The organism is Microbacterium sp. GXF7504 (assembly GCF_054798235.1).
Genome location: NZ_JBSJZI010000001.1, coordinates 246,113 through 269,062 on the forward strand (window position 1 = coordinate 246,113; position 22,950 = coordinate 269,062).

Consider the following 22,950-nt stretch of genomic DNA (forward strand, 5'->3'; position numbering starts at 1 on the left):
GTGCACGGTGGGGGCGACCCTGGAGACGCCGCGCGGGTCAGGCGGGGAGGAAGCGCGCGGCGGCGGGATCGACCGTGACGCGCACGGCGTCGGCGGGGCCGAGCGGATGCCGCGCCCACACGTCGAACGGCAGCTCGCACACGAGTCCCGGCACGTCGAGGTGCAGCAGCACCCCGCCGACGGTCTGCTCGACGCGGACGACGGATGCGGCCGCGCCGCCGTCCGCGAGCACGACCCGCCCCGGCGGGCATACCAGCACGGCCGCACCGTCCGCGACACCGGGCGCGGGCACGGCCACGGCGCCGGCCGTCCACACGCCGCCCCGGACCGCGCCGGGCACCCGGCAGAGGCCTGCGACCCCGGCGGTGAACGCGGTCGCGGGCCGGGCGAACACCTCGCGCACCGGGCCGTCCTGGGTCACCCGCCCGTCCTCCACGACGACGAGCCGGTCGCCGAGCGCGACGGCGTCCACCGCGTCGTGGGTCACGACGACGCAGGTGAGCGGGCGCACGAGTTCGGCGAGCAGCATCCGGATCTCCGCGGCCGTGCCGGGATCGAGCGAGGTGAGCGGTTCGTCGAGGAGCAGCAGGCGCGGGGATGCGGCGAGCGCCCGGGCGATCGCGACGCGCTGCTGCTGTCCGCCCGACAACGCGCCGGGCTTCCGCCCTGCGACGTCGGGCAGCCCCACCCGCTCGAGGAGGTGCTGCGCGCGGGCGCGGGCGGCGTCCTTCGCCCTCCGGCGGGCGCGGAGCGGGAAGGCGACGTTCTCGAGCGCGGACAGGTGCGGGAACAGGCGCGGGTCCTGCCCGAGGAGCACGGTGTCGCGCGCGGCGGGCGCCACGGCTCGTCCCGGTGCGGACAGCTCCCGGCCGCCGAGCCGGACGTGCCCGTGATCGAGCGGCACCACGCCCGCCAGCGCGCCGAGGAGCGACGACTTGCCGGCGCCGCTCGGCCCCATGACGGCGACCGTCTCGCCCGCGGCCGCGACGACGTCGGCGGCGAGGACGAAGCCGGACGGATGCCGCACCTCGATGCGCGCGTCGAGCGACGCCGCGCCCCCCGCCGCACCCCACGAGCCCGCCGCGCCCCCGGCCGCGTCCCCGGCCGCACCCCACGAGCCGGCCGCGCCCCCGGCCGCACCCCACGAGCCCCCCGCGGTCATCGCGCCGCCCCCGGCCGCCAGCCGCGCACGAGCAGCAGCACCGCGACGGCCGCGACGAGGAGGAGCAGCGACAGCGCGACGGCCGTGCCCTGCCCGACGCCGCCGCCGTTGAACGCGGTGTAGATCGCGAGCGGCATCGTCTGCGTGACGCCCGGCGCGTTGCCGGCGAACAGCGCGGTGGCGCCGAACTCGCCGAGGGCGCGGGCGAAGCTCAGCACCGTGCCCGCGATGAGCCCGGGCGCGGCGAGCGGCAGCGTGATGCGCCGGAGGATCGTCCACCGCCCCGCCCCGAGGGATGCGGCCGCCTGCTCGTACCCGGTGCCGGTCGCCCGCAGGGCGCCCTCGACCGAGAGCACGAGGAACGGCAGCGCCACGAACACCTGCGCCATGGCGACCGCGGCCGTCGTGAACGGCAGGCGCAGGCCGACCGCGGCGAGCAGGTCGCCGAGCCACCCGTTCCGGCCGAAGAGGAACAGCAGCGCGACGCCGCCGACCATCGGCGGCAGCACGAGCGGCACGGTGACGAGGGCGCGCAGCATCCCCGCCGCCCGAGGACCGCTCCGCGCCATGAGGAGCGCGAGCGGCACCCCGAGGAGCAGGCACAGCAGGGTCGCGGCGGCGGCGGTGCCGAGCGACAGCCACAGCGCCGACAGCGCGGCGGGCGCCGTGACGTCGGCCCACAGGGTGGTCCACTCGACGCGGGCGACGAGCGCGGCCAGCGGCACGAGGAGGAACGCCATCCCCACCACCGCGGGGACGACGAGGATGCGGGGGGCGATGCCGAGCCGGTTCACGGTCGCCCGAATCCCCGCTCGGCGAGGATCGCCTGGCCGCGGTCGCCGGCCACGAACGCCACGAGCGCGGCTGCGGCGGCCGGGTTCCGCGCGCCGGTCAGGGCGACGATCGGATACCGGTTCACGACGTCGGCGGCGCCCGCCGGGACGATCGCCTCCACGGCCGGTTCCCCGACCGCATCCGTGGCGTAGACGAGCCCTGCGTCGGCCTCCCCCGCGGCGACCTTCGTGAGCACCGCCGTGACGTTCTGCTCGAGGCTCGCCGGGGTGAGGGCGACCCCGGCGCGCTCGAGCAGCCGGTCGGATGCGGCGCCGCACGGCACCTCGGCCGCGCACCGCACGACGGTGGTCGCCGGGTCGGCGAGGTCGGCGAGCGTCGTGACCGCGGCGGGGTTGCCGGCCGGGACCGCGATGACGAGCGTGTTCGACGCGAAGGTTTCGGGGTCCTCGGCGAGGCCCGCGTCGACGACCCGTGCCATGTTCGCCTCGTCCGCGGCGGCGAAGACGTCGAACGACGCGCCGCCGAGCAGCTGCGTGGCGAGGGTCGACGACCCGTCGTAGGAGATCGGCTGCACGTCGACGTCGGGATGCTCGGCCTCGAACGCGGCGGCGATCTCGTCGAACGCGCCCTGCAGCGACGCCGCTGCGGCGATCGTGAGCGTGTCCCCCGCATCGGATGGGGCCTCACCGCCCGCACAGCCGACGGTGACGGCCGCGGCGACGGCGAGCGCGGCGACGGCCGCGAGCAGTCGGCGCATGTCAGGCCTTCGGGGTCTCGACGATGACGGTGGTGGCCTTCACGACCGCGACGGCGAGCGAGCCGGGCTCGAGCCCCAGCTCGCGGACGGCCTCGGCCGACATGAGTGAGACGACCCGGTGCGGACCGGCCTGGATGTCGACCTGCGCCATCACCCCGTCCAGCTGCACCCGGGTGACGATGCCGGTGAAGCGGTTGCGGGCGCTGGAGAGCGCGTCGGTCGGATCGGCGGCCGCCGCGGCGAGCTCGACCGCGCGGCGGGCGAGCGCGTCGCCCGGGATCTCCACCGGGCTCGCGGCGGTGACCGGCAGCATCCCCTGGTCGATCCAGCGGCGCACCGTGTCGTCACTCACGCCCAGCAGTCGCGCCGCCTGCGACACCTTGAACAGCTCCACACCCACAGCATATCGCCGCATCTGCGGGGGTGGCGGGCACATATTCCCGCGGATGCGGCACGCGTCCGCATCCGGGCATGCCGGACGCCGCACGGCGCACCCCTGCATTGCCCCGCCCCCGCTCACCGAAACAGGTGATTCGGCGTACGCAGGACGTTCGCCGCCCGAAACCACCTGTTCTCGCCGAATCACCTGATCCGGCACTCGCCCCGCATCCGCAATCCGACGCCGCACGGCGCACCCCTGCATTGCCCCGCCCCACTCACCCGAAACAGGTGATTCGGCATACGCAGGACGTTCGCCGCCGGAAACCTCCTGTTCTCGCCGAATCACCTGATCCGGCACTCGCCCGTACGACCGCATCCGCCACCCGCGCCCCGGCCCCGCGCGCCGGTCTAGCCTGATCCCATGCCGTTCCCACCCCTCGTCGCGCCGGTCGACGCCCTCTCCGAGGACGAACGCCGCCGCACCGCACGTCACGCCGTGCTCGCCGGATTCGGCGAGACCGCGCAGCGCCGCCTCGCCGCGGCCCGGATCGCCGTGATCGGCGCCGGCGGCCTCGGCTCCCCCGCGATCCTCGCCCTGGCGGCGGCCGGGGTCGGCGAGCTCGTCGTGATCGACGACGACGTGGTGGAGGTGTCGAACCTGCAGCGGCAGGTGCTGCACCGGGTGACGGATGCGGGTGCGCCCAAGGTCGACTCGGCGGTGCGCGCCGCATCCGGGCTCTCCCCCGAAACCGTGGTGCGTCCGGTGACCGAGCGGCTCACGCCGGAGAACGCGGAGCGGCTGCTCGCGGGGGCGCACGTGGTGCTCGACGGCAGCGACACGTTCGAGACCCGCGCCGCCGTGGCGGCCGCGACCGAGCGGCTCGGGATCCCGCTCGTGTGGGGGACGGTGCAGGAGTTCGACGCGCAGGTGACCGTGTTCTGGTCGGCGCCGCCGGCGGGGACGGATGCGGTCGTGCTCGCCGACCTGCATCCGCCGTCCGGGGTGGGCGAGGTGCCGACGTGCGCACAGGTCGGCGTGCTGGGCGCCCTGTGCGTGCAGGTCGGCGGCCTCATGGTGCTCGAGGCGATCAAGCTCGTGACGGGCGTGGGCGAACCGCTCCTCGGCCGCATCCTGCTCATCGACGCGCTCCGCGCCCGGCAGCAGGAGATCCCCCTGCGCCCGTCCCGGGCCACGCGCGCGTCGGCGCCGGTGGCGACGTCCACCCCTCGGACACCCGCCACGACCGCCCACCCGCGCGACACGACGCCCGGCGCGAACCGCGACACCATGCCCGACGCCAACCGCGACTGGACCGTGCTCGACGTGCGCGAGCCGCACGAGACCGCGCGCGGCGCGATCGAGGGGGCGCTGCGGGTGCCGCTCGCGCAGGTGCTCGCCGACCCGGCGGCGCTCGGTCCCGGTCCGTTCCTCGTGGTGTGCCAGGCCGGGGTGCGGGCCCGCCGCGCGGCCGACGCGCTCGCAGCCGCGGGCGCCGCCGCATCCGTGCTCCCGGGCGGCATGGACGCGCTGACGGCACCGGGCGGTATGGACGCGCTGACCGGGGCCGGCGCATGAGCGCGCTGCGCACGGTCGAGGAGCACCTCGCCGAGGTGCTGGCCGCCGTCACCCCGACCCCCGCCGAAACCGTCCGCGTCGCCGAGGCCGCGGGCCGCACGCTCCGCGAGCCGGTCACCGCGTCGGTCGACATCCCGGTCTTCGACAACTCCGCGATGGACGGGTTCGCCGTCCGTCATGCCGACACGGCGGATGCTGCGCCCGACCGTCCCGCCCGGCTCACGGTCGTCGCCGACCTCCCCGCCGGCACCGGCCTCGACCCCGAGCTCGGCCCGGGACAGGCCGCCCGCATCATGACCGGGTCGCCCGTCCCCACCGCCGCCGACGCCGTCGTGCCCTTCGAGGACACGGCGGGCGGCCTCGCCGACTCGCTCGGCGGGATCGAGGTGCTCCGCGCACCGAAGCCGGCCGCCCACATCCGCCGCCGCGGCTCCGACCTCCGGGCCGGCGACGTCGTGGTCCCCGCCGGCATGCTCCTCACCCCGCTGCAGCTGAGTGCCGCCGCGGCCGCCGGCGTCGCGGAGGTCGTCGTCGCCCGCCCGCCGCGGGTCGCCGTCGTCGCCACCGGCTCCGAGCTCGTGCCGCCCGGGGCGCCGCTCCGTCGCGGGCAGATCCCGGAGTCCAACAGCGAGCTGCTCGCCGGGCTCGTCCGCGACGCGGGCGCCGACGTCGTGCTGCGTCGCACGGTCGACGACACCGACGAGGCCTTCCTCGCGGTGCTGGCCGACGCCGCCGAGGCGGGCGCCGAGGTCGTCATCACCTCGGGCGGCGTGAGCGCCGGCGCGTTCGAGGTCGTGAAGAACGTGCTGACCGGCAGCGACGTGGCGTTCGTGAAGGTCGCGATGCAGCCCGGCAAGCCCCAGGGGTTCGGCCGGCTCGCGAGCGGCGCGCTGCTCTTCGGCCTGCCGGGCAACCCGGTGAGCTCGGCGGTGTCGTTCGAGACGTTCGTGCGGCCGGCGCTCCTGCGGATGCAGGGACGCGACCGCATCCATCGTCCGGTGCTGCGCCTGCCCGCCGGGGCCGCCTGGCGCACTCCGCCCGGGCGCCGCCAGTACCTCCCCGCGGCGATCGACCGGAGCGACCCCGCACGCTGGACCGTCGCCCCCGCGACGGCCGGCGGCTCCGGCTCGCACCTCGCCGGCGGGCTCGCCCGCGCCGAGGCGTACGCGGTCGTGCCGGCCGAGGTCGACGCCGTCGCCGAGGGCGATCCGGTCGATGTCATGCTGGTGACATGAGCTTCACGCACCTGGATGCGGCGGGCCACGCCCGCATGGTCGACGTCACCGCGAAGCAGCCCACGGTCCGCGCCGCGACCGCGCGCGGGTTCGTCCGCTGCGCGCCGGAGGTGGTCGCGGCGCTCCGCGACGGCAGCGTGCCGAAGGGCGACGTGCTGGCGGTCGCGCGCATCGCCGGCATCCAGGGCGCCAAGCAGACCCCGGCGCTGCTCCCGCTGGCCCACGTCATCGGCGTGCACGGCGCGACGGTCGACCTTGCGGTGACGGATGCGGGTGTCGAGATCGAGGCGACCGTCCGCACCGCCGACCGCACCGGCGTCGAGATGGAGGCGATGACGGCGGTCACGGTCGCCGCGCTCACCGTCGTCGACATGGTGAAGGGCATGGACAAGGGCACCGCGATCGAGTCGGTGCGGATCGTCCGCAAGGAGGGCGGCAAGTCCGGCACCTGGACCCGCCCCGGCGAGGACTGACATGACCGGCGCCCCCGCCGCATCCGCTGCGCCGTGCGTGTCCCAGTTTCTGCCGCTTTCAGCCTCTCGAAGCGACAGAAACCGGGACACGTTCCGCAGAAACCGGGACATGCGATGAGGGTGGCGGCGATCCTGCTCGCGGGCGGGCGCGCGTCGCGGGTCGACGGCGCCGCGAAGCCGCTGTTCGAGGTGGGCGGACGGACGCTCCTCGACCGCGCCGTGGCGGCGGTGACGGATGCGGGCGCCGGCCCGGTGACGGTCGTGGGCCCGGTCCTCGACGAGACCCTGCCGGTTCGGTGGGTGCGCGAGGACCCGCCCTTCGGCGGCCCCGCCGCGGCCGTCGTCGCTGCACTGGCCGCGACGCAGGCGACGGATGCGGCGGCCGACCCGGACTGGACCCTGCTGCTGGCGTGCGACCTCGCGCGCCCCGACCTCGCCGTGACGCGGCTGCTCGCCGACCTCCCGCTCCTGCCCGACGACACGGAGGGCGTGTGCCTGGCCGACGAGGGCTCGCGGCCGCAATGGCTCACCGGCGCGTACCGCACCCGGGCGCTGCGGCGGGCCGCCGCATCCCTCCCCGACGGTGGACGGGACGCCCCCGTCCGGGCGCTGCTCGACGACCTCGCGATCGCGGCCCTGCGGGCACCCGACGACGTGACCGCAGACGTGGACACGTGGGAGGATCTGGAACGGGCGCGCCGCGCCCTGGAGGAGGACGCATGAGCACGCATCTGCCGCCCGAGGCGCTCGACGAATGGGCCGCCGCGCTCCGTGACCGACTGGGCCTCGGGCCCGACGACCTGCCGATCGCGGCGATCCTCGACCTCGCCGCCGAGGTCGCCCACGGCGTCGCCCGGCCGGCGGCGCCGTTCAGCGCGTTCGCCGCGGGGCTCGCCGCGGGCCGCGCCGGCGGCTCGCCCGAGCAGGTGGCCGAGGCGCTCGCCGCGGTGAGCGGACTGGCCGGCGAATGGCAGGCCGACTGATGGCGCACGTCCGGTACTTCGCGGCCGCGGAGGAGTTCGCCGGCCGCGCCGAGGAGCGCCGCCCCGAGCGCACCCTGGGCGAGCTGCGCGTCGCGCTCGGCGCGGAGCATCCAGCGCTGGGCGGCATCCTGCCCCGCTGCGCCGTGCTCGTCGCGGGCGCCCGCGTCGACGACGACACCGAGCTCGCCGACGACACCCTCGTCGACGTACTCCCCCCGTTCGCCGGCGGCTGACCCGCCCCCGCTAGCCCCTCCCGTCGGGTCCCGATCCGTTCCCCGAGACCACATCCATCCCGCGAGACCACATCCAATTGGGCGTGGTCTCGGCGACAAGATGTGGTCTCGCGCGGACGATGGCGGCGGGAGCGCGCAGACGGATGCGGGCGCGGACCGACTAGACGGTATGTAGTGGCCGCCTTCTGGTGAGGGGGTCGCGGGACGGGGCCTCACTCACAAAGCTCGTGGGTTACCGGGTGGGTGGTCCGCCCGGCCTATCCGACAGTTGTGGGAGGCCCCGTGTTCTCTGAGCGTACGAGTGTTGGGCTGGATGTGCACGCCCGTTCCGTCGCGGCAGCGGCGATCGACGGCGCGACCGGTGAGCTGTTCCAGGCGAAGCTGCCGCCCGGGCAGGACCGGATCATCTCGTGGGTGAGGTCGTTGCCCGGGCCGGTCGCGGTCGCCTATGAGGCGGGGCCGACCGGGTTCGGGCTGCACCGCGCGCTGGAATCGGCGGGGATCCGCTCGGTGGTCGCGGCGCCGTCGAAGCTGCAGCGGCCCAGCGGCGACAGGGTGAAGACCGACGCGCGGGATGCCGTGCATCTGGCGCGGCTGCTGCGTCTGGACGAGATCACCCCAGTCACGGTGCCGACAGTCAGTCAGGAGGCCGCCCGGGATCTGGTGCGCGCCCGTGAGGACTGCCGCGGCGATCTGATGCGCGCCCGGCACCGGTTGAGCAAGCTGCTGCTGCGGCACGGGATCGTCTACGACGAAGGCAGAGCATGGACCGGCAAGCACGACCGGTGGCTCGCGCATCAGCGGCTGAGCCTTCCCTCGTCGCAAGCCGCGCTCGAGGCCGAGTACGAGACGGTGCTGCAGATCAAAGCGCGCCGCGACCGACTCGACGCCGCGATCGAACAGCTCGCCGCGGACAGCGAGTTCGACGGGATCGTCCGCCGGCTCGGATGTCTGCGCGGGATCAGTACCCTGACCGGGTTAGCGCTGGCGGTCGAGATCGGCGACTGGACCCGATTCACCGGCAACAGCATCGGCTCGTTCGTCGGTCTCGTGCCCAGCGAGTTCTCCTCGGGGCAGTCCCGCATGCAGGGGCCGATCACCAAGACCGGCAACGGACACGCTCGCCGCCTGCTCGTCGAAGCGGCCTGGCACCACCGACCCAGCTACCGGGTCGGCGCGGTGATCCAGCATCGCTGGAACCAGGCGTCCCCGGCCGCGAGAGCACGCGGCGATCTCGGCAACCGGCGACTGCACGGGCGCTGGGTGCGCTTCATCGAACGCCGCAAACGTCCCAACATCGCCACGATCGCCGTGGCCCGCGAGCTCGCCGGATGGTGCTGGTCACTGGCCGTGATGGACGACTGAGACCCCCTGAGCGCTTCCAGATCCCAACGGCCGGTGGCAGCGCGAGGAACGACCCGCGACACAACTATGAGCAGCCCAACCTCGGTGGGGCGACGCTCGTTCCTAGACACGCGGACACGCTCCTGCCGAAGAACCGTCCTGCGGTAACCAACCCGCGATATCAGACTGACCGCGCGTCGCAACGACACGCTCACCGACCAGCCGATCACGAAGCAGGAGGCGCCGCCCGGGACCAAACCCGGACGGCGCCTCGCCATGCCTCTTGACAGAGAACCCCTACATATCAGTAGTACGCCGGGAACTTTCCGTTGAAGACGTAGTCCCACCAGCCGAAGGCGGCTGAGGGATTTGAGTCGCGCGCCGCCACCGCCTTCTGTGCACGGGTGACTGCGGTCTGCAGCTCGAGAGTGCGTCTCGGTGGTTCGCGTCCGATGAGCAGGGCTTGATCCGCCCCGTGCTTCCAGTCGGGTCGTTCATATCCGCAAGTCCGTGGGAGGACAGGGACTCAAAGAAGCGGGAACGCGGATCGTGGCAGTGAGCGACCAGTACGGTGCGATCCATCGAACTGGGGGCCTGGATATCCCAGCGCTGGAAAGATACATCGCGACGACGGGCACCGTCCGAGGCTTCCGGGATGCCGACGAAATAAAGCCGGGCGACCTTCTCGAACTTGACGTCGACGTGCTCCTGCCCTGCGCTGTGGAAGGTGTGATCACGGCGGACAATGCGCACCGCATCAAGGCGCAAGTCATTGTGGAGGGCGCAAACGGTCCGACAACTCCGGACGCGGACGCCATCCTTGGCCGGAACGGAGTCTTGGTCGTTCCCGACATTCTTGCGAACGCAGGTGGTGTGGTCGTCAGCTACTTCGAGTGGGTGCAAGCGAACCAGGCATATTGGTGGTCCACCCAACAAGTCGAAGAACGCGCCGCGGCAACTGCTATCGCGGTGTCTCGCGTCGCCGACGCCCATCGCATTCGAGGTCTCTACCCGTGACGTCAGCGGAACCCTCCGCTGGTCGGCAGGAGCGGATCCCCCTCCGAGACAGCCGACCCCTCATGGTCGTGACGATGGCCTAACGGAAAGCGCGAGCCGTGGGCAGAGTGACACGGCGTCGCGGGCGTCGCGGACTCGGTCTGCGGGGATAGGTACGTCGGAGCCGCCGGTTCCTGTCGGGTAGCCCCAGTCATCCGGCCGGAGCACCCCGTCCAGCAGTTCGATGCAGGCTCCGCGGCCGTGGCAGGCGGTCCAGTCGATATGCAGGATGGTCATGCTCTCACCTCCGATCGGGTCAGGCAACGTCCGTGTGCGTGAGCGGCAATGTCGTCGGCGAAGACGACAAGGGCGCTCCGCAGCATCCGTACCGTTCCGTCGGGGTGATGACAGGCGCCCCGCCCGTCGATGAGGCCGGCGATCCGTCTGAGCTCTGCGGTCGTGTCCGTCCCGGCCAGCAGCTCGCGCATCAGTTCCGCGATACGGGGCAGGCCATTCGCGCAGGGCCCGCACTGCCCCGCGGATGCCGCGGCGAGGGTGGCGAGCGTGCGTGCAGTCACCTGGATGCCGCATTCGCCTTCGGTGAGCGGATGCAGGATGCCGGCGCCGGGGCTGGCTCCATGCGGTGCGAGACCTGAGGCCGAGAGAGGCGAATCGAGGGCGGACGCCGGTACCCAAGCGCCGTGGAAACCGCCGACCAAAGCCGGAAATGTGTCGGGTGCGCCGGCCGCGTCGAGTAGCGAGCGGAGGGGGGAACCGCCAGATACCTCAAAGACACGCGGTGAGGTGTCTCCCCAGCTCACGCTGACGAGCCGCGTTCCAGGTGCGTCCGTGGTGCCGACCGAGCGATGCCATGCGGCGCCGTAACGGGCGATGAGGGCGATGTGCGCGAGTGTCTCGACGTTCTGCACAAGGGTCGGCCGACGATGCAGTCCGCTGACCGCGAGACGCACCGGCCGGTCGGCGGGAACCGGACGTCGACCGGCTAAGCCCGCGACCACGGCCGATGCCTCGCCGCCGACGAATCCGCCGCTTTCGGCGTGGAGGCGGATGGCGTGAGCGTCGGAGCGTTCCGCGAGTGCAGCGCGAACGACGCCTGCGGTCGAGGGCCCCACCACAAGCCGGCCTTCAGCTGCGCCGAGGGCGTCAGCGCAGATCAGGAGCCCGTCGATCACGAGGTGGGGCGCGGAGGCGAGGAGGACGGCGTCCTTCGCGCTCAGAGGCTCCCCTTCGCTGCCGTTGCCGATGACGATCGGGGCTCCGCGCTTCCGCGGCTGTGCGGCGACGGCGTGGAGTTTGCGGTGAGCAGGAAAACCCGCTCCGCCGCGTCCGTCGAGTGCGGCCCGCTCCAATTCGCCGATCAGCTCCGCGGCCGAAGGGGACGGACGCGGCCCGAACGTGCGGGAGTGGTCGTGCAGCGACGGAGAGGGCGCGGCGAGTAGGCGCGGCACCGATGGCTGGGTGTTGATCATGACGAAACCTCCGAAGATGCGAGGCGGCGGGTCGCCGCCGTCTTGATGCGGGCAGGGGTCACGGGCTGGGGACGACGGAATCTGGCGGTCACCCGCCAGGCCACCGCGCCGAGGACAGCGGCGCAGCAGACGCCCACGACAATCAGAAACCACGGCTCGGCGGCGTCCGTGCCCGCGCCGATCCCGTGCGCCACGGACAGTGGCCAGAGCAGGTAAGTCGCCCAGTGCACGGCGCGGAATGCGCGCGCACCGATGCGGTGGCGCAGCAGGGCCGTGACGACCACCGCCAAGGTGAGGTCAGCCGCGAGCGTGCCGAGCCCCAGCCAGAACGGCTGATATGCCGCGAGGAACGGCACGGCCAGGTCGACCAGCTGCAGCTGGGCGTAGCTGTCAAAGAAGAGGCTGAGGATATGGATGCCGATGAAGACCATGGCAAGGAGTGCGACGTCGCGGTGCAGACGTGCAACGCCGAATTTCGGCAGGCCGGCCGCGGATCGGCCCGACCGCACGGTGATGCCAAGCACGAGAGCAAGGCTGAACAGCGCGAGACCGATGACGCCGGTACCGCGACCGAGCGCCCAGAGGGCTTCATCCATGGCGCACCCCCATCGGCATGTCGTGGTCTGCCGCTGCCTCGGCCGGCCAGCCTCCGACGGTCATGACGCGTCCGTGCTGGTCTACGAGCCGTGCCGATGCACGCCGGGCCAGCCATTCGGGTGCGGTGGCGCCGTGGACGATGGCGGCGGTGGCGAACGAGTTGGCGAGGAAGCAACTCGAAGCCGCTACCGATACGGTGCGCCACACCGGTGCGGCGGGGCGGCCCGTTCGTGGGTCGAGGATGTGGTGCATCTGCTCTCCCCCGCGCAACCACCGGCGGCGGAGGGTGCTCGAGGTGGCGACCGCCGCTCCGGCCCGGACATGCACCCGACCTGCGGGCTCACCCGGGACGTCCTGCACGGTGACATGCCACCCGTCGGCCGGTTCGGCGCCGGCGGTGGCGATGTCGCCGCCGAGCGACAGCAGCACCCCGCAGCCCAAACGGCGGGCGATCTCGTTAGCCACCAGGTCGGCGGCGACGGCCTTCGCGGTGGCGCCGAGGTCGAGTGTCAGGTGACCGGGCACGGTGAGATGCCTTCCCCGCAGTTGGACGTTCTGCCAGCCCGGCCGAGAGGAAACCACCGCGCGTACCGGGCGGTCGTCGTCGAGTATGAGGCGGATGTCGCGGTCGTAGCCGATCCCGTTCATGCTGCGCCCGAGCGTCGGATCGACCAAACCGCCCGTCAGCTGCGCCGCTTCCAGACCCCGACGGATGAGCACCGCGAGCAGCCCGCTCACAGTGACTCCCGACGGCTGCCGCGCCGCGATCCGGTTCACCTCCGAGTCGGTGCGGAAACGGCTAGCGACGTAATCGATGCGAGCAAGTTCGCGGTGCGCGATCTCCAGCGCATCCTCCAGCGCGTCCTCGCGATCGACGACGAGGCGTGCGGTCGTGGACCACAGCTGCCATTCACTTGTCGCACGCATCATGACCCGCTCGATGTCGCGTCGGACTCGGAGGAGGTGGACTCGGAGACGGCGCCCGATTCCGCCGATTCGCTCGACGCGTCAGTGTCCGATTCGGTCGTCGTCGCGGACGAGTCCTCCGCTGTGGAGTCGTCAGAGGAGGTGGACTCAGTCGTCTCAGCCTCGGTGGTCGACTGGGTGGTGCTCGTGTCGGTGGTTGTGGATTCCGTGCTCGTGGTCGATGCGGTCGTGTCCTGCATGCCTGAGGCGATGCTGGACACCACCACACCGGTCGCACCGACACTCATCGCGACCACCATTGCTGTCGCCAGTCGTGTGCGGAGCCATGCCTTGCGGATGCCGTTCATCCCGATCTCCTTCCGATAAGACCAGGGTGCTGATCACGTCAAAGAGGAGGCCAAGATGAAAGCAAGCTAGGGGTTCACAGAACCTATGCGATCGCTGTGGGTCGTGCGTCGCAGCTGTTACGACCGTGCCTGTTGAAGCGGCACCCGCACCGTGAAGGTCGTGTTGCCCGGTTCGCTGTCGACCTTGATGGTGCCGCCGTGAGCAGCGACGATGGCGTGTGCAATGGACAGGCCCAGCCCGGTGCTCCCGGAGTCGCGGTTTCGAGAGTGATCCCCTCGGGCGAAGCGCTCGAACAGCCGGTCGCGCACGCCGGGATCGATGCCCGTCCCGTTGTCGTTCACACGGATGATCGCCTGGGTGTCATCGACCGAGAGCGAGGTGGTAACCACGGTTCCCGGCGGCGTGTGAGTGCGAGCATTGCGGAGGAGATTGGACAGCACCTGCCGGAGGCGGTTCTCGTCCCCTAAGCCGATGGCCTCTTCAGCGACCTCGCCCAGCCGCCATTCCCGCGAGGGATCGGCGGCGTGCGCGTCGCTGACAGCGTCGATGACGAGCAGTGGGAGATCGACGCTGTCCTCCCGCAGCGACTGGCCGGCATCAAGCCTTGCGAGGAGGAGTAGGTCATCGACGAGGTCCGCCATGCGGGCGGATTCCGCTGAGATCCGGTCGAACGAGCGCTCCTGGGTGGGCGTCATCGGTGCCGCCTCGGCTTGCGAGAGCTGCGCGTAGCCGCGGATGGATGCGAGGGGGGTGCGTAGTTCGTGGCTGGCGTCGGCGATGAAGCGACGAAGTTGCTCTTCGCTGTGCTGTCGCGACGTGAGGGCCGCTTCGACGTGACCGAGGAGGGTGTTCAGTGATCGGCCGACACGTCCCACTTCGGTGTCGGAATCCGTGTCCCTCACATCTACTCGGTCCGGAATGTCGACCTCGCCGTCCGCCAATTCGCGGGTGGCCACGCGGTCGGCGACGGCCGCCACCCGGCTCAGCGGGCGAAGACTCCGGGTTACCACCACGGCCAGGCCGACGAGAATGACGAGCAGCGTCACACCAGACACCCCGAGGAGGATGACGGCCAAGGCGGTGGTAGTCGCAGTGACGTCCTCGACCGAGCGCCCGGCGATGACGGTGGTGCCCGCCTGAGTCCCCGACACGACGCGGAACACGCCGATCTCCGACCCGAGGTCGACGGTCGCGGGCACACCGTCGGTAAAAGTCGTCGACTGCAGAATCTCCTTCTGCTCGTCGGTGAGAGTCACCTCGTCGCCGTTGTCAGCAACGTATGCCGACTCGCGAACGGAACCGTCTTCGTCCAGAAATACCTGTAGCGACCCGACCCGCTCGGCAGGGCCGTCATCGCTGAAAGACCCGGGCTGATCTGGCGCATCCTCGCCCCCGGGGCCCTCGGGCCCCAGAGCCCTCTGGAGTTCCTCCTGCACCTGCGTGTCCAGTCGCTCGTAAACGAACGACCGCAGCGCCACCGTGGTCAGGATGCCCGCGACGAGCAAACCGATCGCGACGAGCGTACCGGTGCCCACCACCAGCTTGCGCCGTAGCGTCCACCGCCGTCTGCTCATGAGCTGGGCTTGATGGTGTAGCCGACGCCTCGCACGGTATGGATCAGAGGCTCGCCGAGCGTGTCGATCTTCTTCCGCAGGTAGGAGATATAGATCTCGACGACGCTTGCGTTTCCGCCGAAATCGTAGCTCCAGACCTGATCCAGGATCTGCGCCTTGCTGAGCACTCGGCGGGGGTTCTGCATGAGGTACCTCAGGAGCTCGAACTCCTTCGCGGTCAGCTTGATCGGAGTCCCGCCTCGTTCCACCTCGTACGTGTCCTCGTCGAGCGTGAGGTCGGCGACGTGAAGTCGGGGATCCTCGTCGGCGACTGCAGCAACGTGCCGGCGCGCCATACCGCGAAGTCTGAGGATGACCTCCTCGAGGTTGAACGGCTTGGTCACGTAGTCGTCGCCGCCGGCGGAGATTCCCGCGATGCGGTCCTCGACAGCGTCCTTCGCGGTCAGGAAGAGAACGGGGATGTCGTTGCCGGTCGCGCGGACGCGTCGTAGCAGCTCCAACCCGTCGAGCCCGGGCATCATCACATCGAGCACGAGCAAATCTGGGGAGAACTCGCGGATGACGTTGAGCGCCTCCTGCCCGTTCGCGGCAGTTCGCGCATCCCAGCCCTCGTTGCGCAGCGCCATGCGCAGCAGTTCGCTGAGGTTCGCCTCGTCGTCTACGACGAGCGCGCGAATCGGCGACCCGTCGGGCCTCGTAAGCGGCGCTGGCCTGGGGGCTGGGAATGTCATAGTTCTAGCTTCCCGGTTTCGAATCGGATGGTCCAATGTCCGCTCGGGTCACTTGGCCCGTCCGTCGAAGACGGTGTGGGACGGTGGCGATCGGATCCTGCTCCCGCTACCGTGCGGCCGAAACCTTCACGGTTCCTATGAAGCAGCTAAAGCCAGCGTTCGAGGTCAGGAGGCTTCAGGTGCGCGTGCGCTCCTTGTAGACGTGCCTAACCTGACCATTCGCCTTTGTGCTTCATGTAACTGCCCGTCGCCTCGGGCTCAATGCCGGTTCACAGGACTGGGCAATGGCCGATTTAGGTCCGCCCCGTATTCATGACGCATGGACATGAAGAGACGAACCCGGAACACCTTGATTGCGTCCGGTCTCGTCGTCGCCCTGACGGGCGGTGGCGCGGCCGCGTGGGCTGCCGACCGCTTCCTCGTCGAGCACGTCGAGATTGCCGATGTGTCGGAGTACGAGGCGCAAAACTCCACGTCGGATGACACGTCGAGCGCCACCACCGAGGCGACGGAGACAACGGAGGAGACAGCGGAGGCCACCGTCACCGACACCTCCTATACCGACGGCGAGACGTCGGTCACGGTCAGCACGGTTACCGAGGGGTCGGGCGACGATACCGTTACGTACTACGTCGCCGACGTGGTGCTGTCGGATGCCACGGCCCTGCGGAGCGCCTTCGCGAAGGACCAGTTCGGTGAGAACATCACCGAACTCACCAGTCAGATCGCTGCGGACAACGGGGCGATCTTCGCCGTCAACGGCGACTACTACGGCTTCCGCGACACCGGCATCGTGATCCGCAACGGCGTCGTGTACCGCGACGAACCGGCGCGCGCGGGGCTCGTGTTCTACACGGACGGCACGGTCGAGGTGTACGACGAGACCGCGACGAGCGCCGACGAGCTACTCGCTGCCGGTGCGTGGAACACTCTGAGCTTCGGACCGGCCATCGTCGAGGACGGCGCCGTCGTGGACGGCATCGAGACGCAGGAGGTCGACACCAACTTCGGGAACCACTCGATCCAGGGGGACCAGCCGCGGACCGCGGTCGGCGTGATTGACGAAAACCACCTCGTGTTCGTTGTCGTCGATGGCCGCCAAGAAGGGTACAGCGCCGGGGTCACCCTGACTGAGCTCGCGGACATCATGACCGGCCTCGGGGCGACCACGGCGTACAACCTCGACGGCGGCGGCTCCTCGACCATGTACTTCAACGGCGAGGTCGTGAACCAGCCCTCCAACGGTGGCGAACGCGGCACCAGCGACATCCTCTACGTCGCGGGGTGATGACCATGATTGTGCTGATCCCCGCCTACGAGCCCGGCGCGCGACTCGAGCCGGTCGTCGCGGGACTTCTCGACGCGGATTCAGATCTCGAGGTCGTCGTGGTCGATGACGGCAGCGGACCCGGTTTCGCAGAGACGTTCACCCGAGTCGAGGCACTCGGAGCGAGGGTGCTGCGCCACGACGCAAACCGGGGCAAGGGGGCCGCGTTGAAGACCGGCCTCGACTACGTGATGGCGACGCATCCCGGGAATGATGTCGTGACGGCGGACGCCGATGGTCAGCACACCGTGCACGACATCCTGCGCGTCGCCGACGCGCTGCGCGAGGACGCCGCCGTCGGCACTCCGACGCTGGTGCTGGGTTGTCGCTCGTTCACTGGCCGCGTCCCGGTGCGCAGTCGAGCGGGGAACGCGCTCGCGCGCGCCGTGTTCCGGCTTGCGGCCGGGTGGAGCCTGACTGACTCGCAGACCGGGTTGCGCGGCATCCCGTCCGATCTTCTGGGGTGGGTGCGTGGTCAGCCGGGCGAACGGTTCGAGTTCGAGCAGAACGTGCTGCTGCGCTGCCGCCGCGACGGCGTGACGACCCGGGAGATCCCGATCGAGACGGTGTATCTCGAAGGCAACGCGTCCAGTCACTTCCGCCCCCTCGTCGATTCCGCGCGCGTCGCACTGCCGCTCGTGCTGTTCGCCGGCTCGTCGCTGCTAGCGTTCGCGGTCGACACGGTGGCTCTGCTCATCCTCAACGCGCTCACCGGCCTCCTCGTCCCGTCGATCGTCGCTGCCCGCGTGTTGAGCGCGTCGGTCAATTTCGCCGTCAACCGGCACATGGTCTTCCGCGGCTCGATGACTTCACCAGCCGGGCGGGGTCGGATGCCAGGTCAGGCGCTGCGGTACGCGTTATTGGCGGTCGCGCTGCTGGCGTCCAACGTCGTCTGGCTGGAGGCGTTGACCGGATTCGGCATCCCCCTGATCGTCGCAAAGATCGCGACGGAAGCGGTGCTGTTCGTCACCAGCTACGGCGTACAACGCAGCTTCGTGTTCCGCGAGCATGCAGGCGGCCGTCAATTCAGACCCGCCCCAGATACCCGTCCAAGCAACCACCAAGGTGCCGCAACTGGGATGGAATCCGAACGCTTCACCATCAGGAGGAACCCATGACCACCAGCGCACTGATCCTGTTCGCTGTCGACCTGGCCGCCGCAATCATCCTCAGCCTCGGGCTCTACTACCGCCGGCACCACCGCCGCGATCTCGTTGTCGCGTTCATGGGCGTGAACGTGGGCGTCATGGCCGTCGCCGCCGTGCTCGGCACCGCGGAGGTGGCGATGGGACTCGGACTGGGACTTTTCGGGGTGCTATCGATCATCCGACTGCGCTCATCCGAGATCTCGCAGCGCGAAGTCGCGTACTACTTCGCAGCGCTCGCGATCGGACTCCTGTCCGGCCTACCGCAGACCGATCCCTGGCCCGTGGTCGGACTCATCGCGCTCATGCTCGCCGTGCTGTGGGCCGCGGACCACCCCGCGCTGCTGGCCCGCAGCCGACACCAGATCGTGCGACTGGACCGTGCGGTCAGCGATGAGCAGGTGCTTCGCACCGAACTCGGGCAGCGTCTCGGCGGCACCGTCACCTCCGTCACCGTGCAAGAACTCGATCTGGTCAACGACACCACCCTCGTAGACGTCCGCTACCGAATCGACCTGGCCCGGACGCGCCGGATGTCGCGCACCGTGACCACGACGACGGACGCGGCCGCCACGCGCGCACGTGCCGTCCAACCTGCCACCGCCGCGTCCGGCGCGGCCGTGGTCTCAGACTCGAACCTCGCGGAGGCACGGCGATGATCGCGCTCGACCGTTTCGACGCGGTGTCCCTCGAGGAGATCGTGGCGGAGGCATCCCTCCTTACGCGCGTGGACCGCAAGTACGTTGTCCCCCGTGCGGATCTCGCGGCCGTGCTCGCCGGACTCGACGAAGGCACCCGCGTGCTCGAGATCGACGGTGCACGCGACTTCGCTTACGAATCGGTGTACTTCGACACCCCCGACCTGCTGAGCTTCCGGATGGCCGCGCAGCAGCGGCGACGCCGATTCAAGCTCCGCACCCGCAGCTACCTCGACACCGGCTCTTCGTACCTTGAGATCAAGACGCGCGGGGCCCGGGGCACGACCGTCAAGGAGCGCGACGAGTACGATCCGCGGCGACGCGGCGAACTCACACCCGACGCCCGCGACGACGTCGCCGATGCACTAGCCACGATCGGAGTGGCATCCGAGCGGGCAGACGAGCTCGACGCGACGCTCATGACCCGGTACCGCCGCGCGACGCTCCTGGCCCCCGACGGTGCCGGACGTGCGACCGTCGACACCGAGCTCGAGTGGATCGAGGCCGACGGCCACGGCTTCACGCTCCCGCGCCTGGCGATCGTCGAGACCAAATCCGGGTCGAGCGCGTCCGCCGTTGACCGGCTACTGTGGCGCTCCGGGCACCGCCCCGCCACGGTCAGCAAGTACGCGACCGGCCTCGCCGCACTGCACCCCGAACTGCCCCGCAACCGCTGGGCGCGCCTGCTGCGCGGGCCCTTCTCCGACTTCCAAGACGCACATCGCCCCGTCCACGCCCGCCGGACCACGGTCACTGCACCGACCAGCCCGATGGCCGCGGCACGAACTCTTCCCATCCCGACCCGAATCGAGAACGCAGCATGCTCCGACGCCGCCTGACACTGACCGCCATTCCCCTCTCCGTCGCCGCGCTGGTGCTCGCCGGTTGCGCCACGCAGACCGTCGCGTCGTCGTCCACCTCGACCACGAGCGAGGACACCACCACCGTCGAAACGACGGCCGTCGTGGACTCGGATCTGACCGCCGACGCCGTGCTCGCCGCAAACGCCGACGTCACCGTGGTGGGCGATGACGAGTGGTCCGAATCCGACGCCGTCGAAATCACCCTCAGCGGGTCGTCCGCCTCGTCCGACTCCGACGCCGTGACCGTGGACGGAACCACCGTCACGATCACCCAGGCCGGCGTGTTCCGCCTCTCCGGATCGCTCGACGGCCAAATCGTTGTCGCGGCGCCCGATGACGCACAGGTCGTGCTGATCCTGGACGAGGCCGAGATCTCCGCATCCGACTCCCCCGCCATCACCGTGACGACTGCCGACGACGTCGTGATCGCCCTCGCCGACGGGACAACCAACACCGTCTCGGACACGTCGTCCTACGCCGACGACGCGGAAGCGAACGCAGCCATCTACAGCGACGCCGACCTCACCATCACCGGCTCGGGCACGCTCGAGGTATCGGGCAACGGCAACGACGGCATCGCCAGCACCGACGACCTCGTCATCCTGTCGGGCGAGATCACCGTCGACGCCGTGGATGACGCGCTGCGCGGCAAGGACTCGCTCACCATCGCCGGCGGAACGCTCGCACTCGACGCCGGCGGCGACGCTCTCAAGAGTGATCAGGATGAGGACGCGACGCAGGGCTTCATCGTCGTCTCGGGCGGCGACGTGACCGCGACGAGCGGCGACGACGGCTTCGCCGCGACGACCGATGTCGTCATTACGGGCGGCACCGTCGACCTGGTAGCGGGGTCGGACGCCTCCGCCGCCGATGCCTCTCCCAAGGGCGTGTCCGCGGGCGTGGTCGCGGTAATCGAGAGCGGAGACGTCACGATCGACGCGGCCGACGACGGCGTGCACTCCGACGGCTCGATCGGAATCGGCGGTGGGACCGTGACGGTGACCTCCGGCGACGACGGCATCCACGCCGAGCAGACGCTCGAGATCCGTGACGGCGACGTCACCGTCACCGAGTCCGTCGAGGGACTCGAAGCCGCGGCCATCGCCGTCTCGGGTGGCACCGTGGACGTCACCGCGAGCGACGATGGCGTGAACGCCGCGAGCGGCACCACGACGACCAGTCAGGGCGGTATGGGCGGTGGCGGCGAGGCGGCCACCGGCGAGACCCTCACCGTCTCGGGCGGGACACTGCGAGTGGTCGCCGGTGGCGACGGCCTTGACTCCAACGGTTCCATCTCGTTCACCGGCGGCACCACCACCGTGGCCGGACCGAGCTCGGCCGGCGGCGAGGGCGCAGTCGACGCCAACGGCGACATCGCCATGGACGGCGGCGAGGTCTTCATCGCCGGCAGCGTCCTGGTCGCACCGACCGGCGCGCAGCAATGGGTCGCCGCGACCGTCAGCGGCTCGGCGGGCGACACCGTCGAGGTGACGGATGCCTCGGGCGCGCCCATTGCCTCGTTCGAGGCTGAGGAGTCCTTCGCCGCCGTCTTCTACAGCGGTCCCGGCATCACGGACGGCGGCAGCTACACCGTCACCGTGAACGGCGCCGCGGCCACCACTGTCACCGAAGGCACGAACGTGACTTCCGGGATGGGCGGCCCAGGCGGTGGCGGCAATGGCGGCGGCCGGCGACCCTGAGCGTCCTCGTCCCCGCATCCACGTTCCAGGATGCCCGTGACGGAAACCTCCCATCACGGGACCTGGTGGCGTAAATACCGCCTGGGGCGAGTAGCGCCCGAAAGCTCTCACCCCACGCGCGTCCCATGCGGACGCACGGCGAGACGTCGGCGATCCCCACGCCGGCGTCTCGTGGCATCGTCGTACTCAGCAATCAGCTCTGACTTCCTCGTTCCGCCGAAGTGGGCCCAACAGTCGGCTTCATAGAAGCGTCCAAGGTTTGATGAAGCAGCTGTTTGGTGAAGGCGGCGAAGGTTGTGGGCATGCACACGACGAACCCCTTCTCTCGCTTCCGCCGCACATCCTCCGACGCCGCGGCGCCTCGCCGTGCGAAGCCGGCGCTGACGATCGGTGCCGGGATCGTACTCATGTCGATCGCTCTCACCGGCTGCGCTACTGGCGCGACGACCGTCACTCCCACCACAACCAGCACGTCATCGACGTCGGAGGAAACGACGACGACCTCAACCGCGGCGGCCAGCACGTCGGCGACGACCTCGGCCGAGACCATCGCGGACACCACCGCTGCTGCCGAGGCCTTCCTGGCGACGCTGTCCGATGAGCAGCGCGAAGCCGTGCTCTACGCGTACGACGACGAGACGAAGACCACGTCATGGTCGAACTTCCCCGTCACCTTCGTCGAGCGCGCCGGCCTCAATCTCGCAGATCTGACGGACGAGCAGAAGACCGCCGCGCTGGCCGTCCTCGAAGCGCTCCTCAGCGACGAGGCGTATGCCACGGTTGTCGGCATCATGAACGGCGACCAGTACCTCCTCGAGAACAGCAACAGCACCGAGACCTCTCTCGGCCAGTACTACATCGCGTTCTTCGGCGACCCCTCCGACACCACCGCCTGGGAAGTGCAGGTCGGCGGCCACCACCTCGGTATCAACGCGTCTCTGGACGGATCCACCGATGCGATCACCTTCGCTCCCACCCACCTGGGCGTGCAGCCGGCCGTTTACACCGACGAGAGCGGCAACGAGGTGCAGCCCTTCGACGGCATCTACACCGACGCGTTCGCGTTCTTCGACAGCCTCACTGCCGAGCAGCAGGCAACCCTTACGTCCGGCGACGTCAGCATGTGCGCCCCTGGCGACACCTGCGACTTCTCCACCGGCTCAGGGCTTACGGGCGCGGACCTCACCGACGAGCAGAAGCAGCTTCTCCTCGAGCTGATGGCCAACTGGGTCGGCATGGCCGACGGCGAGACCACCGCCGCCGCCCTCGCCGAGATCGAAGCGACGCTCGACACCACCGTGATCGCGTGGTCCGGTGAGACGACGTACGACATGAGCACGGGCGACGGCATCAACTTCTCCATCTCCGGCCCGAACGTCTACATCGCCTTCCAGGCCCAGCAGGGCTCCGCGGGGGCCGACGTCGACGGCGTCTCAACATCCGGCTGGGGGCACGTGCACACCATCTACCGCGACCCGACCAACGACTACGCGGGCAGTGTCACCCAGCAAGCAGCCACCGGCGGTATGGGCGGCGCCCTGGGTGACGGCGGAACCCCGCCGTCGAACGGATAGCGCACCCGATCCGCCGAAGCCTCCGGCCTGCCGTCCCAAAC

25 protein-coding genes are annotated in these 22,950 nt (G+C 70.6%); 15 read left to right on the forward strand and 10 right to left on the reverse strand.

The annotated features are described in order from the left end of the window. Positions 1-37: 37 nt before the first annotated feature. From ACWAUO_RS01185 to ACWAUO_RS01200, 4 genes are read right to left on the reverse strand one after another with little or no spacing between them, the layout of a single operon-like run. Positions 38-1,162, reverse strand: a complete 1,125-nt coding sequence (locus ACWAUO_RS01185; RefSeq protein ID WP_460772371.1) for an ABC transporter ATP-binding protein — start codon at positions 1,160-1,162, stop codon at positions 38-40. After that, positions 1,159-1,902: an ABC transporter permease gene (locus ACWAUO_RS01190; protein WP_460773276.1), complete on the reverse strand. Its 744-nt coding sequence runs from the start codon at positions 1,900-1,902 to the stop codon at positions 1,159-1,161. The genes ACWAUO_RS01185 and ACWAUO_RS01190 overlap by 4 nt, the downstream gene beginning before the upstream one ends. A gap of 50 nt (positions 1,903-1,952) precedes the next feature. Then, positions 1,953-2,714: a molybdate ABC transporter substrate-binding protein gene (gene modA / locus ACWAUO_RS01195; protein ID WP_460772372.1), complete on the reverse strand. Its 762-nt coding sequence runs from the start codon at positions 2,712-2,714 to the stop codon at positions 1,953-1,955. A gap of 1 nt (position 2,715) precedes the next feature. Further along, positions 2,716-3,129: a TOBE domain-containing protein gene (locus ACWAUO_RS01200; protein WP_460772374.1), complete on the reverse strand. Its 414-nt coding sequence runs from the start codon at positions 3,127-3,129 to the stop codon at positions 2,716-2,718. 387 nt (positions 3,130-3,516) lie between these two features. Between ACWAUO_RS01200 and ACWAUO_RS01205 the strand changes: the two genes are divergently transcribed. The 8 genes from ACWAUO_RS01205 (at position 3,517) to ACWAUO_RS01240 (ending at position 9,956) form a co-directional block, all read left to right on the forward strand. Beyond that, positions 3,517-4,671, forward strand: a complete 1,155-nt coding sequence (locus tag ACWAUO_RS01205) for a ThiF family adenylyltransferase (protein WP_460772376.1) — start codon at positions 3,517-3,519, stop codon at positions 4,669-4,671. Then, positions 4,668-5,906 (forward strand): molybdopterin molybdotransferase MoeA, encoded by a 1,239-nt coding sequence (locus ACWAUO_RS01210; RefSeq protein ID WP_460772379.1) that lies wholly within the window; start codon positions 4,668-4,670, stop codon positions 5,904-5,906. Before ACWAUO_RS01205 ends, ACWAUO_RS01210 begins: the two co-directional genes overlap by 4 nt. After that, the gene (gene moaC, locus ACWAUO_RS01215) at positions 5,903-6,379 is read left to right on the forward strand and encodes a cyclic pyranopterin monophosphate synthase MoaC (protein WP_460772380.1); all 477 of its coding nucleotides are present in this window, start codon (positions 5,903-5,905) and stop codon (positions 6,377-6,379) included. Before ACWAUO_RS01210 ends, moaC begins: the two co-directional genes overlap by 4 nt. A 114-nt stretch (positions 6,380-6,493) precedes the next feature. Beyond that, positions 6,494-7,102 carry a molybdenum cofactor guanylyltransferase gene (gene mobA / locus ACWAUO_RS01220; protein ID WP_460772382.1) on the forward strand — a complete coding sequence of 203 codons (609 nt, stop codon included), beginning with the start codon at positions 6,494-6,496 and terminating at the stop codon, positions 7,100-7,102. After that, complete coding sequence (locus ACWAUO_RS01225) at positions 7,099-7,362, forward strand: DUF6457 domain-containing protein (RefSeq protein WP_460772383.1); 264 nt, start codon at positions 7,099-7,101, stop codon at positions 7,360-7,362. Before mobA ends, ACWAUO_RS01225 begins: the two co-directional genes overlap by 4 nt. Continuing rightward, positions 7,362-7,595, forward strand: a complete 234-nt coding sequence (locus ACWAUO_RS01230) for a MoaD/ThiS family protein (protein ID WP_460772385.1) — start codon at positions 7,362-7,364, stop codon at positions 7,593-7,595. The genes ACWAUO_RS01225 and ACWAUO_RS01230 overlap by 1 nt, the downstream gene beginning before the upstream one ends. 282 nt (positions 7,596-7,877) lie before the next feature. Continuing rightward, positions 7,878-8,960 (forward strand): IS110 family RNA-guided transposase, encoded by a 1,083-nt coding sequence (locus ACWAUO_RS01235; RefSeq protein ID WP_460772386.1) that lies wholly within the window; start codon positions 7,878-7,880, stop codon positions 8,958-8,960. A 489-nt stretch (positions 8,961-9,449) separates the two neighbouring features. Next, positions 9,450-9,956 (forward strand): Glu/Leu/Phe/Val dehydrogenase, encoded by a 507-nt coding sequence (locus ACWAUO_RS01240; protein WP_460772388.1) that lies wholly within the window; start codon positions 9,450-9,452, stop codon positions 9,954-9,956. Positions 9,957-10,016: 60 nt separating this feature from the next. On the opposite strand, the gene ACWAUO_RS01245 is transcribed toward ACWAUO_RS01240, so the two are convergent. Genes ACWAUO_RS01245 through ACWAUO_RS01260 form a run of 4 tightly spaced genes read right to left on the reverse strand, consistent with a single transcriptional unit; the run spans position 10,017 to position 12,952 of the window. Next, positions 10,017-10,232: a ferredoxin gene (locus tag ACWAUO_RS01245; protein ID WP_121057339.1), complete on the reverse strand. Its 216-nt coding sequence runs from the start codon at positions 10,230-10,232 to the stop codon at positions 10,017-10,019. Then, positions 10,229-11,425 carry an NADH-ubiquinone oxidoreductase-F iron-sulfur binding region domain-containing protein gene (locus tag ACWAUO_RS01250; RefSeq protein WP_121057337.1) on the reverse strand — a complete coding sequence of 399 codons (1,197 nt, stop codon included), beginning with the start codon at positions 11,423-11,425 and terminating at the stop codon, positions 10,229-10,231. Before ACWAUO_RS01250 ends, ACWAUO_RS01245 begins: the two co-directional genes overlap by 4 nt. Further along, a complete protein-coding gene (locus tag ACWAUO_RS01255) occupies positions 11,422-12,021 on the reverse strand; it encodes a ferric reductase-like transmembrane domain-containing protein (RefSeq protein ID WP_121057336.1) in 600 nt (199 codons plus the stop codon). Before ACWAUO_RS01255 ends, ACWAUO_RS01250 begins: the two co-directional genes overlap by 4 nt. Further along, the gene (locus tag ACWAUO_RS01260) at positions 12,014-12,952 is read right to left on the reverse strand and encodes an FAD:protein FMN transferase (RefSeq protein ID WP_121057334.1); all 939 of its coding nucleotides are present in this window, start codon (positions 12,950-12,952) and stop codon (positions 12,014-12,016) included. The genes ACWAUO_RS01255 and ACWAUO_RS01260 overlap by 8 nt, the downstream gene beginning before the upstream one ends. Positions 12,953-12,985: 33 nt before the next feature. On the opposite strand from ACWAUO_RS01260, the gene ACWAUO_RS01265 reads away from it, so the two are divergent. Continuing rightward, positions 12,986-13,315 (forward strand): hypothetical protein, encoded by a 330-nt coding sequence (locus ACWAUO_RS01265; RefSeq protein WP_121057331.1) that lies wholly within the window; start codon positions 12,986-12,988, stop codon positions 13,313-13,315. A gap of 98 nt (positions 13,316-13,413) precedes the next feature. On the opposite strand, the gene ACWAUO_RS01270 is transcribed toward ACWAUO_RS01265, so the two are convergent. After that, positions 13,414-14,871: a sensor histidine kinase gene (locus ACWAUO_RS01270; protein WP_121057330.1), complete on the reverse strand. Its 1,458-nt coding sequence runs from the start codon at positions 14,869-14,871 to the stop codon at positions 13,414-13,416. After that, a complete protein-coding gene (locus tag ACWAUO_RS01275; protein WP_460772391.1) occupies positions 14,868-15,602 on the reverse strand; it encodes a response regulator transcription factor in 735 nt (244 codons plus the stop codon). The genes ACWAUO_RS01270 and ACWAUO_RS01275 overlap by 4 nt, the downstream gene beginning before the upstream one ends. A 319-nt stretch (positions 15,603-15,921) precedes the next feature. On the opposite strand from ACWAUO_RS01275, the gene ACWAUO_RS01280 reads away from it, so the two are divergent. The 6 genes from ACWAUO_RS01280 (at position 15,922) to ACWAUO_RS01305 (ending at position 22,909) form a co-directional block, all read left to right on the forward strand. Further along, positions 15,922-16,890: a phosphodiester glycosidase family protein gene (locus ACWAUO_RS01280; RefSeq protein WP_121057320.1), complete on the forward strand. Its 969-nt coding sequence runs from the start codon at positions 15,922-15,924 to the stop codon at positions 16,888-16,890. Between the two features lie 5 nt (positions 16,891-16,895). Continuing rightward, complete coding sequence (locus ACWAUO_RS01285) at positions 16,896-18,047, forward strand: glycosyltransferase (RefSeq protein WP_460772392.1); 1,152 nt, start codon at positions 16,896-16,898, stop codon at positions 18,045-18,047. Beyond that, positions 18,044-18,733: a DUF4956 domain-containing protein gene (locus ACWAUO_RS01290; protein ID WP_460772394.1), complete on the forward strand. Its 690-nt coding sequence runs from the start codon at positions 18,044-18,046 to the stop codon at positions 18,731-18,733. The genes ACWAUO_RS01285 and ACWAUO_RS01290 overlap by 4 nt, the downstream gene beginning before the upstream one ends. Next, positions 18,730-19,611, forward strand: a complete 882-nt coding sequence (locus ACWAUO_RS01295) for a polyphosphate polymerase domain-containing protein (protein WP_460772395.1) — start codon at positions 18,730-18,732, stop codon at positions 19,609-19,611. Before ACWAUO_RS01290 ends, ACWAUO_RS01295 begins: the two co-directional genes overlap by 4 nt. Next, positions 19,593-21,335, forward strand: coding sequence for a carbohydrate-binding domain-containing protein (locus ACWAUO_RS01300; RefSeq protein ID WP_460772397.1), 1,743 nt, complete (start codon positions 19,593-19,595; stop codon positions 21,333-21,335). Before ACWAUO_RS01295 ends, ACWAUO_RS01300 begins: the two co-directional genes overlap by 19 nt. A 302-nt stretch (positions 21,336-21,637) precedes the next feature. Continuing rightward, positions 21,638-22,909, forward strand: coding sequence for a DUF3500 domain-containing protein (locus ACWAUO_RS01305; RefSeq protein WP_121057311.1), 1,272 nt, complete (start codon positions 21,638-21,640; stop codon positions 22,907-22,909). The last annotated feature ends 41 nt before the right edge of the window (positions 22,910-22,950 follow it).

Excerpts from the sequence above, each read along its gene's own strand:
- ACWAUO_RS01185 (WP_460772371.1), bottom strand. The coding sequence starts at position 1,162 with ATGACCGCGGGGGGCTCGTGGGGTGCGGCCGGGGGCGCGGCCGGCTCG.
- ACWAUO_RS01190 (WP_460773276.1), bottom strand. The coding sequence starts at position 1,902 with ATGGCGTTCCTCCTCGTGCCGCTGGCCGCGCTCGTCGCCCGCGTCGAG.
- modA (WP_460772372.1), bottom strand. The coding sequence starts at position 2,714 with ATGCGCCGACTGCTCGCGGCCGTCGCCGCGCTCGCCGTCGCCGCGGCC.
- ACWAUO_RS01200 (WP_460772374.1), bottom strand. The coding sequence starts at position 3,129 with ATGCGGCGATATGCTGTGGGTGTGGAGCTGTTCAAGGTGTCGCAGGCG.
- ACWAUO_RS01205 (WP_460772376.1), top strand. The coding sequence starts at position 3,517 with ATGCCGTTCCCACCCCTCGTCGCGCCGGTCGACGCCCTCTCCGAGGAC.
- ACWAUO_RS01210 (WP_460772379.1), top strand. The coding sequence starts at position 4,668 with ATGAGCGCGCTGCGCACGGTCGAGGAGCACCTCGCCGAGGTGCTGGCC.
- moaC (WP_460772380.1), top strand. The coding sequence starts at position 5,903 with ATGAGCTTCACGCACCTGGATGCGGCGGGCCACGCCCGCATGGTCGAC.
- mobA (WP_460772382.1), top strand. The coding sequence starts at position 6,494 with ATGAGGGTGGCGGCGATCCTGCTCGCGGGCGGGCGCGCGTCGCGGGTC.
- ACWAUO_RS01225 (WP_460772383.1), top strand. The coding sequence starts at position 7,099 with ATGAGCACGCATCTGCCGCCCGAGGCGCTCGACGAATGGGCCGCCGCG.
- ACWAUO_RS01230 (WP_460772385.1), top strand. The coding sequence starts at position 7,362 with ATGGCGCACGTCCGGTACTTCGCGGCCGCGGAGGAGTTCGCCGGCCGC.
- ACWAUO_RS01245 (WP_121057339.1), bottom strand. The coding sequence starts at position 10,232 with ATGACCATCCTGCATATCGACTGGACCGCCTGCCACGGCCGCGGAGCC.
- ACWAUO_RS01250 (WP_121057337.1), bottom strand. The coding sequence starts at position 11,425 with ATGATCAACACCCAGCCATCGGTGCCGCGCCTACTCGCCGCGCCCTCT.
- ACWAUO_RS01255 (WP_121057336.1), bottom strand. The coding sequence starts at position 12,021 with ATGGATGAAGCCCTCTGGGCGCTCGGTCGCGGTACCGGCGTCATCGGT.
- ACWAUO_RS01260 (WP_121057334.1), bottom strand. The coding sequence starts at position 12,952 with ATGATGCGTGCGACAAGTGAATGGCAGCTGTGGTCCACGACCGCACGC.
- ACWAUO_RS01270 (WP_121057330.1), bottom strand. The coding sequence starts at position 14,871 with ATGAGCAGACGGCGGTGGACGCTACGGCGCAAGCTGGTGGTGGGCACC.
- ACWAUO_RS01275 (WP_460772391.1), bottom strand. The coding sequence starts at position 15,602 with ATGACATTCCCAGCCCCCAGGCCAGCGCCGCTTACGAGGCCCGACGGG.
- ACWAUO_RS01280 (WP_121057320.1), top strand. The coding sequence starts at position 15,922 with ATGGACATGAAGAGACGAACCCGGAACACCTTGATTGCGTCCGGTCTC.
- ACWAUO_RS01285 (WP_460772392.1), top strand. The coding sequence starts at position 16,896 with ATGATTGTGCTGATCCCCGCCTACGAGCCCGGCGCGCGACTCGAGCCG.
- ACWAUO_RS01290 (WP_460772394.1), top strand. The coding sequence starts at position 18,044 with ATGACCACCAGCGCACTGATCCTGTTCGCTGTCGACCTGGCCGCCGCA.
- ACWAUO_RS01295 (WP_460772395.1), top strand. The coding sequence starts at position 18,730 with ATGATCGCGCTCGACCGTTTCGACGCGGTGTCCCTCGAGGAGATCGTG.
- ACWAUO_RS01300 (WP_460772397.1), top strand. The coding sequence starts at position 19,593 with ATGCTCCGACGCCGCCTGACACTGACCGCCATTCCCCTCTCCGTCGCC.
- ACWAUO_RS01305 (WP_121057311.1), top strand. The coding sequence starts at position 21,638 with ATGCACACGACGAACCCCTTCTCTCGCTTCCGCCGCACATCCTCCGAC.